This window comes from Flavobacterium sp. MFBS3-15, from assembly GCF_026107645.2.
Classification (GTDB): domain Bacteria; phylum Bacteroidota; class Bacteroidia; order Flavobacteriales; family Flavobacteriaceae; genus Flavobacterium.
Map to the genome: position 1 here is coordinate 191491 of NZ_JAPCHV010000003.1, position 17348 is coordinate 208838.

5 protein-coding genes are annotated in these 17348 nt (G+C 48.7%); 2 read left to right on the plus strand and 3 right to left on the minus strand.

Annotation, left to right across the window (positions count from 1 at the left end; genetic code table 11):
- Positions 1 to 3: 3 nt before the first annotated feature.
- A complete protein-coding gene (locus OGH69_RS04560) occupies positions 4 to 948 on the minus strand; it encodes a pseudouridine synthase (protein ID WP_265173266.1) in 945 nt (314 codons plus the stop codon).
- Between the two features lie 101 nt (positions 949 to 1049).
- The gene (locus OGH69_RS04565) at positions 1050 to 1970 is read right to left on the minus strand and encodes a geranylgeranylglycerol-phosphate geranylgeranyltransferase (protein ID WP_265173267.1); all 921 of its coding nucleotides are present in this window, start codon (positions 1968 to 1970) and stop codon (positions 1050 to 1052) included.
- A gap of 218 nt (positions 1971 to 2188) precedes the next feature.
- Here OGH69_RS04565 and OGH69_RS04570 point away from each other — a divergent pair, with 218 nt between their 5' ends.
- Entirely contained in the window at positions 2189 to 5017 is a 2829-nt protein-coding gene (locus OGH69_RS04570; protein ID WP_265173268.1) for an AsmA family protein, read from the plus strand.
- A 21-nt stretch (positions 5018 to 5038) separates the two neighbouring features.
- Here the strand turns inward: OGH69_RS04570 and OGH69_RS04575 are convergent, their stop codons facing one another.
- Positions 5039 to 5938 carry a NifU family protein gene (locus OGH69_RS04575; RefSeq protein ID WP_265173269.1) on the minus strand — a complete coding sequence of 300 codons (900 nt, stop codon included), beginning with the start codon at positions 5936 to 5938 and terminating at the stop codon, positions 5039 to 5041.
- Positions 5939 to 6199: 261 nt separating this feature from the next.
- Between OGH69_RS04575 and OGH69_RS04580 the strand changes: the two genes are divergently transcribed.
- Positions 6200 to 17245 carry a choice-of-anchor L domain-containing protein gene (locus OGH69_RS04580; protein WP_265173270.1) on the plus strand — a complete coding sequence of 3682 codons (11046 nt, stop codon included), beginning with the start codon at positions 6200 to 6202 and terminating at the stop codon, positions 17243 to 17245.
- Positions 17246 to 17348 lie beyond the last annotated feature (103 nt).

The following is a 17348-nucleotide window of genomic DNA, read 5'->3' on the forward strand; positions in this document are numbered from 1 at the left end:
TGCTTAAACGTTTTTAAGGTTGATGACTTCCTGGTCGGTAAGGAACCTCCAGTTGCCACGCGGCAGGTTCTTCTTGGTCAGGCCGGCAAACGATACACGGTCTACCTTCAGTACATCATAATTAAAGCTTTCAAATATGGCGCGTACTACCTTTACATTTGGCGTACGCAGTTTCAGGCCTATCTCGGTCTTGGCTTCGCCTTCTATGTAGCTGATTTCATCTATGAAGAGCCTGTGCCCGTCGAGCGTTACGCCCTGCGACATTTTCTCCAGGTCTTCAAACTTCAGGTTTTTGTCAAGCGATACCTGGTAGATCTTGAACGATTTTTGGTTGGGCTGCGAGAACTTGCGCACCATATCAGTATCGTTGGTAAAAATAAGAAGCCCGGTGGTATTCTTATCCATGCGCCCTATCGGCTGTATCTTGGCCTTTGTTGCGGCACGTACAAGCTCCATAACATTGCGCAGGTCTTTCTCATCATCCCCGGCAGTTGTAAAGTTCTTCGGCTTGTTAAGCAGGATATATTCCTTCTTTTCAGGCGTGATGCGTGTACCGTCAAAATCTACCTCGTCGGTAATCTTTACGATGTGGCCCATTTCGGTCACTACCTTGCCGTTCACCTTAACGTTGCCCGACTGTATGTAGATATCGGCCTCCCTGCGCGAGCACATGCCCGAATTGGAAATGTACTTGTTAAGGCGAATTTCGTCCGGATTGGTTTTTTTGGCTGCGGGTTTCGGCGCTGCCGGCTTCCTGTCAACAGGACCTTTGCCTTTTATGAAGCCTGCCTTTTTCGGGCCTTTATTTGCATCTGCATCTTCATGTTTTGCCGCAGGTTTTGGCTTGCGTGCCTTATTCATCGGTTTCGACGGGCCTGCGCCTGCTTTCCTTGCCCTGCCGCTATTGCCTCTTCCCGGGCCGCCGCCCCTGTTACTGCCATTGTTCATTTGTAGAATATTTTGGCAAAGATAGTTTAATTTTTTTTGGAATGCGGATGAGGCAGATTATAGAATTCCGCCTATTTATAGCTTGCCGATTAGTCGGCCATCTATATCATGGACAGCAATTTCCTGCCATGCACCACTACTGACGGGTCTATAAGCACAATGCAGAATACGCCGGTAACGATTAGGAATTTCAGGATGTTGTGCAGTCGCAGGTAATCCTTTTGGTTTTCGGCTTTCCAGAGCAGGCTCAGGAAGTAAATGATCACGATCATGCCACTATAGAAATAGATGTCCATATAGCCTACATCGTACACGTCTATCAGCAGGAAAACAGGAATGACCGTCAGGAAGGTAAGCCCCATAATGACCGCTTTTGCTGTGCGCTCGCCGAACATTACGGGTATGGTACGGTAGTCGGCCACGATATCGCCTTTGAGGTTTTCAAGGTCCTTTATCAGCTCCCTTGTGAGGATCAGCAGGAACAGGAAGGTGGCATGGGCAAATATCACCTGGTAGAAATTCTTGAAATACATCAGTATCCCGAAAAAAGGCAGCACCGCAAGCAGGGCAGCGGTAAGGTTACCAATGAGCGGGTAGCGTTTAAGCTTGTGTGAATAAAGCCATATCAGGAAAATATAGGCCGAAAAGAACAAGGCTGCCCGCCACGACACCAGCCATGCCAAAAGGAACACGATGAAGTTGAGCAGGAAATACACCCTTAGCTTGGTACCCTGGCTTACCAGCCTGTCGAGCATGGATTTCTTGGGGCGGTTGATGAGGTCTTTTTGTGCGTCGTAAAAATTATTGATGATATAGCCCGAAGCGATGGTGAGCGACGAGGCCAATACGATGAAAAACAGGTTAAGGTCGAGGATAACATCGAGCGCCCTTTCCTCCGGGGCCAGTATGAAAATGGCCGACAGGTACTGCGCCAGGGCAATGATGGGGATGTTGTAGCCACGCACCACCGAGAACATGCTGAGTACCTTCATGCGGGTGAGACGTGATTTCCTTGAAGCCATTTAATGTGATTTACCGTTTTAAAATGAACTGTAAAGATAGTAAGATATTGTGTGACCGGCATATAAAAATAGAATACCTGCGAGGGCGTGTTCCCCCGGCCTGCATAACACGGATGCTTACTATGAAAATAGGGGGTAACAATACTAACATCAAGTTAAATAGCAAGCCTTATTAACAGGAAAAATCTAATTTTATTTAAGAATTAAACAAGAATGCCATGAGAGCATCCGTAAAAAATATAGCGCTGAAAACAGGCAAGTGGCTTGGCATTACGATAGTGTCCATACTTTTGCTGATGTTCCTCATTCCGTTGTTTTTTCCCGGCACGGTATCGGACCAGGTTAAAAGGCTCGCCAACAAAAGCCTTGCGGGCGAATTGAACTTCTCTAAATCAAGGCTGTCGTTCTTTACCCATTTCCCATCGCTTACTGTTTCGCTGGACGACCTTTCGCTCAAAGGCTCGGCGCCGTTTGCCAATGATACTTTGCTGAAAGCCGAGCAGGTGGCTTTTGGCATCAACCTGAAGAGGCTGATATTTGATAATGAGGTCAAGATAGATGAGCTGTACGTGTCAGACGCATTCATCAATGTGATGGTGAACCGGAATGGGGAGGCCAACTATAATGTATATGTAGCCGAAAAAGACCAACCGAAGGATACGCTCTCCGAAGGCACCGCCATCAGGCTGGACCGCATCGACCTCGACAACTGCCGCATACGCTATAACGACCGTTCGGCTAAGATACTGGTAGATGCCTATGGTTTCAACTATGTAGGCAAGGGCGACCTCAGTGAGGACGTTTTCGACCTGCAGACGGACGCTCGTATCGACTCAGTGGACTTTTATTACGACCGGGTTCCCTACCTGGAAAAGAAACGGGTGCGTGCCGACCTGATTACCCGCATCAATACCAACTCGCTTTCGTTCATATTGCAAAAGAACGAATTGCGCATCAACCGCCTTCCGGTTGAGTTTACAGGCGAATTTACGATACTGAGGGACGGCTACAATATCAATATCGATGCCGCATCGGAAAATACCACGGTTAAAGATTTATTGTCTGTACTTCCACCGCAATACCTTACCTGGCTCGAGGAAACCAAAATAAAGGGCCGGAGCGATTTGCTGTTTACCTTCAAAGGTCGGTATAATGCATCGACCAACCAGCAGCCCGACCTCGGCTTTAACCTCAAAGTGACCGATGGTTCGGTAGAATATGCCGATGCCCCGGTACCGCTTACCGACTTTAACCTCGACCTGAATGCCATGCTGCCCTCGCTCGATGCGGAGAAGCTGAACATCAACCTTCGGAAGCTTGATTTCAAGGTAGGGGAGAAGGATTATTTCCATGCCTTTTTGCAAACAAAGGGGTTGAGTGTAATGGATGTAAAAGCCGATGTAAAAGGCGCTCTCGACCTTAAGACCCTGGATGCGGCGCTTGGGTTGCAGAACATGGATTTGAAAGGCTTGTTGAAAATGGATATTGTGGCAAACGGTCAGTATAATACCGAAAAGAAACTCTTTCCCAAAGCGAAAGGCGGCATCAACCTGCAAAACGGCTGGCTGAAAACCGACTACTATCCCAACCCGATTACCGGCATCACATTTGTCGCCAGCCTGCAAAACGGAAACGGCACCTTTGAAGATTTGAAGGTGGCAGTCACTCCCGCATCATTCGTGTTTGAGGGCAACCCGGTGTATGTGAATGCCACGGTGTCAGATTTTGCCGATTTATTCTATGATGCACGGATTAAAGGGGAGCTGAACGTGGGACGCATATACAAAGTATTTAAACAGGAAGGTCTCGACGTTACCGGCTATGCAAAAGCCGACCTTGCACTGAAAGGCCGGCAGAGCTATGCCACCACCGGGCAGTATGGGAAGCTGGACAACAAGGGCAGCCTCATCCTGAAAAACATAAAGACCACTTCGGAACTGTTCCCGAAAGCCTTCTTCATTAATGAGGGATATTTTACTTTTCAAAATGAAAAGATGTGGTTTGATAAGTTTAAAGCGGCCTATGGCAAATCGGATTTTGCCATCAACGGCTATTTGCTCAATACCATCAATTACTTTCTGGAATCGAATGGCACGCTGGCCGGTAATTTCAACCTGAAGTCGAAGCTGATTAATGTGGATGAGTTCATGGCACTGGAAGAAGGTGAGAACAGGGACCGCAAAGCAAAGATGGAATATGCCAAAGAGGAGAACCCGAAAATGAGCGGGGTGGTGGTGTTGCCCACTAACCTGAATGTGTCGCTTGTGGCCAATGCCGATAAAGTGGAATACACAGGATTGGTGCTCAATAACCTGATTGGCAAAGTGGGTATCAATAAAGGGCGGCTGTATTTGGAAAACACCAACTTCAACATCATTGGCTGTACAGTAAATATCGATGCAGGCTATAAAAGTGAATCGCCAACGGCTGCAAACTTTGAAGGGCACTTCAGGGCAAAAGATTTCAGCGTCAAACGGGCGTATAAAGAGATACCGCTTTTCCACGACCTGGTGACTGCGGCTGAAAAAGCCGAGGGCATCATCTCGGTAGATTATAAGATAAAGGGCGACCTCGACGGCAACATGAGCCCTGTCATGCCGTCACTGGAAGGCGGCGGTACAATTTCGGTAAGGGATGTAAAAGTTGTTGGGCTAAAGCTGTTTGGCGGCATCAGTGATAAAACGGGCTCTAAAGAAATGGACAACCCCAACCTGAAGGATATTACCATAAAAACCAGGATAGATAACAACCTGGTGCGTATTGACGACTTTACCTTTAAAGTAGCTGTTTTCAGGCCAACCATAAAAGGCACAACCAGCTTTGACGGGCTCCTTGACCTGAGGATACGCCTGGGGCTTCCGCCGGCAGGGCTAATTGGTGTGCCAATTGTTGTAACGGGAACGCATGAAGACCCACAGATAAAGGTGTTCAGCAAAACCGGTAAAAAAATAGAGGAGGCGGTTTACAACGAAAAGACCAATATGCTGGTGAAAAAAGAAAAAGTTGAGAAAGATAAAAATGATGACAAAAAGAAAAAGCCCGATTAAGGGCTTTTCTTTATTATAGTGTTACGCGTTCAGCGCCTCTACTTTTATATCTTCATCGTTCAGCATGTCTTTCAGCATGTTCTCGATACCGCTTTTCAGCGTAAAGGTTGATGACGGGCATCCGCTGCACGCGCCCTGCAGTATCACTTTTACGCGTTTTTCCTTTTCATCATAGGAGTCAAAGGCAATGTTGCCGCCGTCGCCCTGTACTGCCGGTTTCACGTATTCTTCCAATATGTTGATGATGCGTTGCGAGGTAGTGTCAAGGCTGTCAAAATATTCTTCCTTCTGTTTTTCGGCCTGTGGTGTAGCCCGGATCATTGACTCGTCTATGATAGGTTTGCCCTGCTCGATGTATTCACGGATGAATGTGCGCACTTCGGCAGTGAATTCATCCCACTCGGCTATGGCATATTTGGTGATCGAAATATAATTCTCGTCGATGAACACTTCCTTCACAAACGGGAATTTGAACAGTTCCTTAGCCAATGGCGATGCGGCCGTTTCGTCAATGTTCTTGAACTCGGCCGTTGTTTTGCTCAGCAGCCTGTTCGAAACAAATTTCATAACGGCAGGGTTGGGTGTGGTTTCCACATATACGGTAGAAGGTACTTTTTTTGAAGTCTCCTCGTCCTGCTTCACGATCATGCCGCCATCGTTGATGAATTTCGCGATCTGCTCGGCTACATCATCCTGTACGTCTTCCCATTCCACGATGGAATATTTCTCAATCCCGATAAAGTTACCCGATATGTATACGGTCTTTACAAACGGCAGGTAGAACAATTGCTTTGCCAAAGGTGAGTTGGCGGTCTCGTCGATATTTTTAAACTCAAAGTTCCTGCTGCCGGCAATGAATTCGCTAAGCTCAAACTTCAGGATAGCAGGGTTTTGGGTAGATTTTATAGTTACGGTTTCCATGTCTTCTTTAATTTTATGCAAAATTAGCATAAAAAAAATTGAAAAAAGAGGGTAGGGTTAGGAGCTTTTGAAATGTTATTCATAAAATATACTAATCACATCAGTTATTTGTGTAAAGATTTTCAATGAATTTGTGATTTTTATAAATTTTCATCTAAAAGTATTGCTGAATATTTATATTTGATTCCTTGTACCTATTAACTGTTTGTTCAGCAATTTATAACAAGTTGTTAACAACCGGCCTATATTAAAAACTGCTATATGAAGAAACTACTACTAATTCTCTTATTGGCTCTGGGAACGATTGCGGCAAATGCCCAGTCAAACATCTCAGTTTTCAGCACCAATCCTAACGGTACTTATGTTCAGGGTGATGTGATGACCTATACCGTAATGGTGACCAATACAGGTCCTGACCCTGCTTCCAATGTGCTGGTGTACATGCCGATTCCGGCCGACATTCCGATGCCGCCGGGCATTAACAAATTCTGGTGGACTACCAGCCTGGAATATGTTCCGCCACCGGCCGTACAGCCTGTCCACATGAATGTGAACCTTAGCTATACCATTCCTACGCTTGCAGTGAACCAGACTGTGAGCTTTACGATCAATATAAGGATACCGAGCGACTACGAGCTGGATATAAACCCGGTGCGTGTAACCTATGCATCCCAGTCGGACCTTGTGGTAGTGAATACCGATAACCAGGCGCATTATATACCGGGACAAAACTCGGTTTACACGGTTACCGTAACGAACAACGGCCCCGAAGATGCGACCCTTGTAAGGGTGCTTAATGCCATACCTGCGGGGATCACCCAGTTTTCATGGGTAGGGAGCAATGGCTCTGTAGGGAACAATGTTGCCCTTAACAACCTGCTTAATGTACTGCCTGTGGGCGAAACGGTTACCTACACCATCACTGTAGGTGTGCCGGCAAACTATACGGGCAACCTTACCAGCACAACTTCCCTGAATGTCTCGGTGACCGACCCGGTGCCGGGATGCACTCAGTGCTCCGATACCGATACGGCGCCACCGGTTGCCGACATTTTAGTCACCAATACAGACGGGCAAACGACCTATACACCCGGAGAAGAATCTGTATATACCGTAACGGTGACCAATAACGGCCCTGCTGCCGTAAACAACCTTGATGTAAACGGTGTCCTGCCGGCAGGAGTAACTGAAATTTCATGGGTGGGCAGCAACGGTACTTCGGGAACAGGCCCAATTGATGATACTCTTGCAACCCTTGCCAATGGCGAGTCGGTAACGTATACGGTGACACTTGTGGTGCCTTTGGGTACTACAGGTGATTTTTTGCATACGGTAGGTACCAGTGCACAGTTCCTGAACGATCCTGTTCCGGCATGTACAGGCTGTACAGATACCAATACCCCGGCGCCTGTTGCCGACATAGAGGTGGTTAACACCAACGGACAAACCCATTATGTTGCGGGAGCTTCTTCGGTATATACCGTAACCGTAACGAATAACGGCCCTTCGCCGGCCGCCAACGTTGAGGTTGAAAATGCCATTCCGGCAGGCATCACGTCTTTTTCCTGGACAGGGAGCAATGGCTCTTCCGGTACGGATGTGCAGCTTGAAGACACCCTGCCTGCACTGGCAGTGGGCGAAACGGTGACCTATACCATAACACTCGATGTGCCTGCCGGATACAATGCGCCTACACTGGTGAGTACGGCATCTGCCACAAGCGATACTACAGATCATGTGCCTGCCTGTGAGGAATGTGTGGATACCGATAACATTCCTGCGGCCGATATTGTGGTGGTGAATACCAACAACCAGTACAGCTATGTGGCGGGCGCTTCTTCTACATACACCGTAACGGTAACCAATAACGGCCCGTCGGATGCGGTAAATGTGAGTGTTGAAAATGCCATCCCAACAGGTATAACCTCATTTTCATGGACGGGAAGCAACGGGTCTGAAGGGACGGACGAGCCGCTGTCGGATGACATACCTTTGCTTGCCGTGGGTGAAACAGTTACGTATACCATTACGCTTGACGTGCCTGCGGATTATTCGGAACCGTCGCTGGTAAGCACTACGGCAGTTACAAGCGATACGCTGGATCCGGATCCTGCCTGCGAAGGCTGTACTGACACCGATAATGACGTGCCGCTTGCCGACATTGTAATTTCAAACACCAATAACCAGATATCCTACACGGCGGGAACGACAGCTACCTATACCGTAGTGGTAACCAACGCGGGTCCGCAGGATGCGGAAAACGTGAGTGTGGCCAATGCCATCCCTGCGGGAATAACCGCTTTTTCATGGACAGGCAGCAATGGCTCTGAAGGCACGGATGTACCGCTTGCCGATATGATTCCTGCCCTGGCGATAGGAGAGTCGGTTACCTATACGATAACCATAGCGATTCCGGCAGATTATGATGAGGATTTTCTTGTGAGCGGGGCAACGGTAGTTTCCAGCGACACGGATGACCCTGACCTGACCTGTGCCGGGTGCGTTGATAGTGACTTTAACAGCGCCAATGCAACCGATATTGTTGTCGTGAACACGAACGGATCGGCATATTATACTGCGGGAGGCCAATCAGTCTACACCGTGACCGTAACAAACAACGGCCCGGCCGATGCTGTGAACGTTGTTGTTGAAAACGCTGTTCCTGCAGGCATTACCGATTTTGACTGGACGGGCAGCAACGGATCTTCGGGTACGGATGCAGCCCTTGAAGATACCATTGCTACGCTGGCAGCAGGGGCGACTGTTACCTATACAGTTACACTGCAGGTTCCTGCCGATTATGATGGTTACCTGATAAGTGAGGCCTCGGCTACAGTGGTTACAGATCCTGACCCTTCATGCACCCAGTGTGTGGATACGGATACCAATAATGATGATGAGGCCGACATAGTGGTTACCAATACCAATGGACAAAATACATACATTGCGGGTACAACAACGGTATATACCGTTACCGTGAGCAACCAGGGACCTGATACTGCACTGAACGTAAATGTAAGCAATGCGGTTCCTGCCGGCATTACCAACTTTACATGGACAGGCAGCAATGGCACTGCAGGCTCCGGCGCGCTTGCCGATGTTCTTGATGAGCTGGCAGCGGGAGAAACGGTAACCTATACCATAACTGCAGGAATCCCTGCAGGCTATACAGGCAACCTTGTGAGCGAAACGCAGGTGACCAGCCTTACGGCAGACCCTGTGCCTGCCTGCCCGGCTTGTACGGACACCGACATACAGGGGTCGGCAAACCTGGTAACGACTAAAGTGATTACATCTTCCGCTAATAACCAATATACTGCGGGAACCGATCTTGTATATAAAATAACCATAACCAACCAGGGGCCTACTGAGGCGCAAAACGTTTCGGTGCAGGACATGATACCTGCCGGGCTGCCTGTAGCCAATGTAACATGGAGCGGCAACGGGACAGAGGGTACCGGCAACCTTGCAGATGCCATACCGGTTCTTGCCGTGGGTGAAACGGTAATTTATACTTTAACCGTTCCGGTACCAAGCGGGTATGACCAGGAAGCCAACATTGCCAATACCGTTAATGTAACCAGTAGTACCCCGGATCCTGTTCCTGCCTGTCCTGGCTGTTCGGTTACGGCCACACCAAATCCTTTGGCTAATATTGTAACGTTAAAAACCAATGGGCAGGACAAGTACGACCAAGGTACGGTAACTACCTACACCATCACGGTGTCTAACCCGGGGCCAAGTGATGCCTACAACGTATATGTAGAAGACTTTAAGCCGGTAAACACTTTTGTGTTTACATGGAGCGGTAACGGTGCCGCGGGATCAGGGATGCTGCAGAATACCATAGACATCCTGCCTGCCGGTGAGAGTGTAATTTATACGGTAAATGTTACTATTCCGGATAACTATGTTGCTTCAACTACCGAGCTGAAGAATACGGTAACAGTAACTTCAGATACTCCGGATCCTGTACCGGGCTGTTTTGGCTGTGTGGACAGTGACCAGCCTAACCCGGCACATGTTACTGTTACGAGGAATGAATACTCTATTGAAGAACTGGTAAGGGATGTGCTTATCGATATCCAGTGCGTTGATATTTCAAATATTACATGGAGTGCCGGCCCCGGTGATATGGGGATAGGCTATTTCAAGAAAAACAACTCCACTTTTCCGGTAAAGAGCGGGATCATACTCATGACAGGTGATGCGATGCAGGCCGGTGCTCACAATACAAGCCAGCTATCTACCGGTGAATTTAACTGTTGTCAGGATGATCAATTATTCAACTACATCCAGTCACTGGGTATAGACCCGGGACTTTCTGCGCATCGAAATGCCACAAAAATTGAATTTGACTTTGTTCCGCTGGCACCGCACATGAGCTTCGACTTCGTTTTTGCCTCAGAAGAATATGGTCAGTACCAGTGTCAGTTTTCTGATGCTTTCGCTTTCTTTTTGACCAATACTACTACCGGGGTAACGACCAACCTCGCCTTAGTTCCTAATACCACCACACCTATAGCGGTTACAACAATCAGGAATTCACTGTATAATACTCCGGGCAATAACTGCGCGTCACAAAACCAACAATATTTCGCTGCTTTCTATCCGCAGGCCGCCAACTCGACTGCCCCTATTAATTTTAACGGAAGGACTACCATTATGACAGCTGAGTCTGATGTTGATGCGGGTACAACATACCATATCAAATTGGTAATTGCCGACAGGAATGATAATGCCCTTGACTCAGCCGTATTCCTTTCCGCGGGAAGTTTCGATATTGGCCAGCCGGAACTGCCGGAAGACATAACCTTTGCAGCCAATACCGCACTTTGCGACGGCGATGTATACGAGATTGTACCTACCGTAAGCGGAAGCGTGGAATATTTTTATACATGGGAAAAGGATGGCGTTCTGGTTGTTGATGACAATGATGACCCGGTAACTACCGAAACACTGACGATAGACGGCCCCGGTACTTATACGCTTTTGGCCAGCACCGCCGCATCGCCTGACTGTAATATAAGGCAGGATATTATTATTGAATACTATCCGCCCGATACGTCTGTAGATCCTGAAAACCTTACAGCGTGCAGCGATGGTGATGATACGGCTTTATTTAATCTGGAGCAAAATACAGCTACCATGCTTTCGGGCTTTGGTGACCCACTCTATTATGAAGTGTACTACTTTACAAGCATGGAAGAGCTTGTGGACGATTTCCCTGTTCCTTTCCCTACTGAATTTGAAGGTACAAACGGACAGACGATCTATGCGAGGATAACAAGGTATGGTACCGACTGTATGTTCATAAAGGAATTCAACCTGATCATATCCGACTGTAACCTTCCGCTTAACGCACCGCTAACTATGCATGTGTGTGAAGATGCTCCGTATGATTCACATGAGATATTCGACCTGACTTCGCAGGAAGATTATATGATGGAAGATTTCGACGATATGTCGCTTTATACCATTACCTACCACAACAATGCAGCCGATGCATTATCGGGCGAAGATGACATCGAGAGCCCTGAAACCTACAACGGCACTACCGAAACCATATTTGTAAGGGTAGAGGAAATTGCCAACCCGCTTGCTTTTGGTACAACGCAGTTTGACCTTATAGTTACGCCGCAGCCATTCTTTGAAGAGGTTGAGGACATCGAGGTGTGCGACAGCTATACCCTGCCTGTATTTGATGAAGGCGACTATTATTCAGCGGCGGACGGTACCGGAACGGTATATCCTGACGGGCACGTTCTTACCGCTACCACTACCGTATACAGGTATAAGAGGGAAGGTAATCCGCCATACACCTGTGAATATGAGAATGATTTTGTAGTAACCATAAACGAGACACCGGTAGTAGATACCCCGGATAACATTGCCGTATGCGGCAGCTACATATTGCCTGCCCTTACTGTAGGCAGCTATTATGATGCAGATAACAATGTGATAGCCGCAGGTACTGAAATTACCCAAACGCAGGATATCACCATATATGCTGAAACAGGTACCGACGGCATGTGTTCGGATACGCACACATTTACCGTTACCATAAACAATGAGCCCGTATTAGTGCCGGCAACGCCGCTGGAGCTTTGCGATGACGACTTTGACGGCATAGCGGTATTTGACCTTGAGCCGTCTGCCGGAGAGGTGATAAACGGTGCAACCAACCTTACTGTAACCTATCACTCTACGCTTGCATTGGCACAGGACAATACTGAAGACATCGATACTCCTTCGGCCTACCCATCGGCAACAGGAAGCGTATTCATCAGGGCGGTAGAAACAGGCACTACAACCAACTGCTACTCGATAGAGGAGGTGCAGCTTACCGTGAACCCAAGGCCTGCCGTACCGGCTGTAGAAGATTATGTTCTATGTGACGATAACAACTCGCCTGATGGCATCGAGGTATTCGACCTTACATCTAAAGATGACGATGCAACCAACGGTGTTGCAGGACTGACAGTAACTTATTATGATAATGAAACAGCCGCATTGGAAGACGGTACGCCTATAGCTGGCCCGGATGCTTATGCCAACACTTCGAGCCCGCAAACTATTTGGGTGAGGGTGGAAAGCGCATCAGGCTGCCGCAGCGTAGGCTCGTTCGACCTGATCGTGAACCCGTTGCCGCTGTTTAATGACAACATGGAGCCGTTCTACTCGTGTGAGGAGGATCCGGGCATAGGGATATTCGACCTTAACGAAGTGACCCCGGTATTGCTTGTGGATGCTTCGCCAACTATAGTAGATTACTACGCTACACAAGCGGAAGCGCAGGACGGTACAGGCCCGGCATTGCCAATGGCCTATACTACCGCTACCACTACCATATATGCAAGGATAGAAAGTACGGTAACGGATTGTATCTCGGTAGCCCCGGTTGAGCTGGAAGTGATTCCTGCACCGGTAGCCCCGGAACCGGATGACATTGAAGTGTGTGACCCTGAAAATGACGGCACCGCTGTATTCAACATGAACCCGACTCTTGCAGCCATGCAGGCGGCACTGGGCAATACGGTACAGCTTACCGTTCACCGCAACTTTACGGAGGCGGAAGCAGGTTCGAACGACATTACCAACACAGGCAGCTATACCAATGTACCTGCGCTTACAATAGGCGGTGTGCAAACGGTATATGTGCTGGCGCAAAGCTCACAGACGGACTGCTACGACATTGTGCCTTTAAACCTTGTGGTGAACCCGTCGCCGGTAGCAACTACTCCGCAGCCATTCGTGCTGTGTGACGATAACAACTCGCCTGATGGTGTTGAGGTGTTTGACCTGACAACAAAGGTTGACGAAATACTTGGCGGGCTTGATCCGGCGCAATATACAGTAACCTTCTATGCCACGGCAGGAAATGCCGCGGGCAACATCGAGCCGGATACCGACCCTGCCAACCATAACAGCGGCAACGGAAGCGTATTTGCAAGGGTAACCAATAACGATACCGGATGCTATGATGTAGTTGAGCTTGAGCTGATCGTGAACCCGCTTCCGCTGGTAGCGACAGCACTGGAGCCCTACTATGCCTGTGAAGAAGAACCCGGACAGGGCTTATTCGACCTTTCGGAAATAGATGAGGATGTGACCATGGGCGCATCGGGCGTAACGGTAGCCTACTATGAAACGCTGGGCCAGGCACAGCTGGGGCTTGACGATTACCTGCCGGCCATGTACCTGTCTGAAACGGCTACCATCTATGCAAGGATTGAAGATGTGGTGACACATTGTATCGTGATAGGCACTGTAGACCTTGAGGTGCTGCCTGCACCAATAGCTACCCAGCCGGATCCTATACATTCGTGCGACCCGGATAATAACCTGGAGGCCGACTTTAACCTGGAGCCAACGCTTGCACTCATAGAGGCGCAGCTGGGCAACGTGGTTACGGCCATACCTTTTGAAACATACAACGATGCCTTCTACGGGGCGATGAATAACATCATTACCAATACAACATCGTATACCAACCTGCAGCTGTATACTACTAATGGCATCCAGACAATATACATACGTGTAGAATCGGACCAGACGGAGTGTTTTGATATTGTAGAGCTGCAGCTGATAGTGGAGCCTTCGCCGGTAGCTGTTGAGCCGGAGCCGTACATACTGTGCGACAACGGTAACAACGACACTGATGGCATTGCAGTATTTGACCTTACCACGCTTGAGGAAGGAATATTGGGCACGCATGACCCTGCGCTGTTTACGGTGACATTCCATGACGAACTTGGGCAGATACCTACACCGGCAAGCTATAGCAGCGGCAGCGCTGTAATCATTGGAAGGGTGACTAACAATGTTTCAGGATGTACTGATGAAGTAGATGTGGAACTGATCGTGAACCCGCTTCCGGTAGCCAACCCGCCGGTGCCGTTTACCGTTTGTGATGAAAACAACCCGGGCGATGAGGTAGAGGAGTTTGACCTTACTACCAAAATACCGGAAATCATCACTACGCCATCGGGTGTCCAGGATGGCATAATCGTGACATTCTTTAAGGATTACAACGATGCGGTAGCAGGAACAGGCGCAAGCCAGATACTGAACCCTGAGACGTATACCAACTCAGTTGCGGTAGAGACCATATTTGTAAGGGCAACCGTAGAGGAAACCGGATGCTACAGGATCGTGCTGCTCGATGTGAGGGTAGAGCCGATGCCGGTACTGGTATTGCCAACGCAGGAAGAACTTACTACCTGTGATACTACAGGCCTTGGATTTGGCCAGTTTGACCTTGAAGCCCTTGTGGAGGACATGGTGAACGATGCGCCAAACCTTGAGGTGACCTTCCACCTGACGTACCAGGATGCCCTTGATGGGGTTAACCCGATAACAGAAGACCTGTCCAACTACCACAACGTAAACCCGGGCATGCAATATTTGTATGTAAGGGTAAGGAATACCGTGAGCAACTGTGTGAGGCAGGAGCCTTATACCATAATGCTTATTGTTGAACCGGCACCAACGGCACCGGAAGACCTTATCGACCTTGTACAGTGTGACGACCAGGACAACAACGGGCAGGATGACAGGGCGTATTTTGACCTGACGGTACAGGACGCACCTATACTGGAACATGTAGCTCCGACAACCGTAACGATAGAATATTTTACGACAGAGGATAATGCTATCAATGGTGCACCAAGGATTACCAACCCGTCGCATTACTACGGCACGAACGGGCAAACGATATGGGTACGCGTAGAGATTCCGGATACCGAGTGTTTCAGCATTGAGAGCTTCCAGTTGGAGCTGCACCAGCCGCTGGCACTTACTACGCCTACGGTGCTTGCCGTGTGCGACTATGATGAAGACGGATACGATGCGCAGACAACCATTGACCTGACCGTTAAGGATGACGAGATACTGGGCCAATTCGGCATAGGCCACGGCAATGTCGTGACCTATTTTGAAAGCGACCCGCGCCTTGACCCGACAACACCTGCGGTTGACGATGCTACCGCATATACCAACCCGCCGCCACCGCTGGGTAACCCTAAAACACTGTATGTGATGGTTACCACAACAGACGGCTGTAAGAGCTATACTACGCTGACGATTAATGTGCTGCCGCTTCCTAAGCCGGACCCTGCGGCCGACCCGCTAAGGCTTTGCGATGTGAACAGCTCGCCGGATGGCATGGAGGTATTCAACCTGAGCGATGCCGCAGCCGATATAAGGAATGGCGACAACACAATGGTGCTGACCTATTATGAAAGCTTTGAAGATGCTGATAACCGTGAGAACCCGATAGTCAACTATACCGCTTACAACAGTGGCAGCAGGACCATTTGGGTACGGGCGGAGGCCAATACCGGCAACTCGGCAAACCCCGTGTGCTACGTGATAGTGTCATTCGAGATCATTGTCGACATGCTTCCTGAACTGGGTGAGGCCGGCGTTATCGAGCCATACGCTATCTGTGAGCAGAATACTGATGGTATCGCTACATTCGATTTCAATACGCACATGGATGAGATATTGGGCGAAGGCGTAAACCCTGATGATTATACCATCAGGTTCTACAGCAGCATGGCCAACATGAACAATAACATAGCCATGCCTTACGTTTACACCAATACAAGCTCGCCAAATGTGCAGAACATATTTGTACGTGTGACGAATGACGAAACCGAATGTGTTACATGGGCGCCTTTGACCCTGTTGGTTGAAGAGGCGGCAATTGCCAACCCTGTAACCACTACGTTCTTTGAATGTGACTATGACGGGGATAACGATGGCGTATTTGCCTTCGACCTTACCGTGGTTGAGCCGGAAGTGCTCGGAACGCAAAGCCCGGTAAATTACAGTGTGACTTACTATACCAGCATGGAAGATGCCGAAGCGGGTGAAAATGCCATACCAAACCCTACAGCGTATGAAGGCACCCCGGATTACCAAATGATATGGGTAAGGGTGACCAATGAGTCTACCGTAAGCGGATGCTATGACATAACTACCCTTGAACTGTTTGTAGAGCGCCTGCCTGCGCCGGTGCTTACAACCGACCATACTACGGTTTGTATCGACTTTGTGACCGGCGATAATGTTCGTCCTGCTGTCATCAACTCAGGCCTGGATGCTTCCCACACCTTTGTGTGGTATAAGGATGGCGTTGTAATGACAGGCGAAAACAGTCCGACGCTAACCGTGCTTGACCCGGGCAGCTATACTGTAATCGCTACCGGTGCTACCGGCTGCGTGTCTGACCCTGTCGCTCCGGTTGTTATTGAAAGGAGCGGCCCGGCAAGCCCTATCAACTATGGTTATGTAGTGGGTAATCCGTTTGGCGACAACCAGGTAATAACAGTGCTGGTGCAGGGTTACGGCGAATACCAATACAGCCTTGACAATGGTCCGTGGCAAAATTCAAACGTGTTTGAAAATGTGTCTCCATATCCTCCGGGAGAAGATGCAAACGGGCATTCGATACGTGTGAGGGATGTTGCGACAGCCGACCCATGTGATGAGCTGGAGCTGATATTCGGCCTTGACGGGATAAGCCCGATCGACTATCCTCACTTCTTTACCCCGAACGGCGACGGATACCATGACACATGGAACATCTTTGGCCTGAATACGGAAGAGAATAAAGATGCGAAGATTTATATCTTTGACCGCTTTGGAAAACTGATGAAGCAAATCAGTGCCGAAGGTGAAGGATGGGATGGTACTTTCAACGGGGCAGCCGTGCCTGCAACCGATTACTGGTTTACCGTAGAGTACACTATTGGCGGACAAAAGCGGGAATTTAAGGCCCACTTTGCACTCAAACGATAAGAAAAATGTTAAATATAAAAATGCCGTCAGAATTGGCGGCATTTTTACAATTAAATTACCAACCTAAAATAAAAAATTTATATATTTGACCGCTATGTAAAAT

Excerpts from the sequence above, each read along its gene's own strand:
- OGH69_RS04570 (WP_265173268.1), top strand. The coding sequence starts at position 2,189 with ATGAGAGCATCCGTAAAAAATATAGCGCTGAAAACAGGCAAGTGGCTT.
- OGH69_RS04565 (WP_265173267.1), bottom strand. The coding sequence starts at position 1,970 with ATGGCTTCAAGGAAATCACGTCTCACCCGCATGAAGGTACTCAGCATG.
- OGH69_RS04580 (WP_265173270.1), top strand. The coding sequence starts at position 6,200 with ATGAAGAAACTACTACTAATTCTCTTATTGGCTCTGGGAACGATTGCG.
- OGH69_RS04560 (WP_265173266.1), bottom strand. The coding sequence starts at position 948 with ATGAACAATGGCAGTAACAGGGGCGGCGGCCCGGGAAGAGGCAATAGC.
- OGH69_RS04575 (WP_265173269.1), bottom strand. The coding sequence starts at position 5,938 with ATGGAAACCGTAACTATAAAATCTACCCAAAACCCTGCTATCCTGAAG.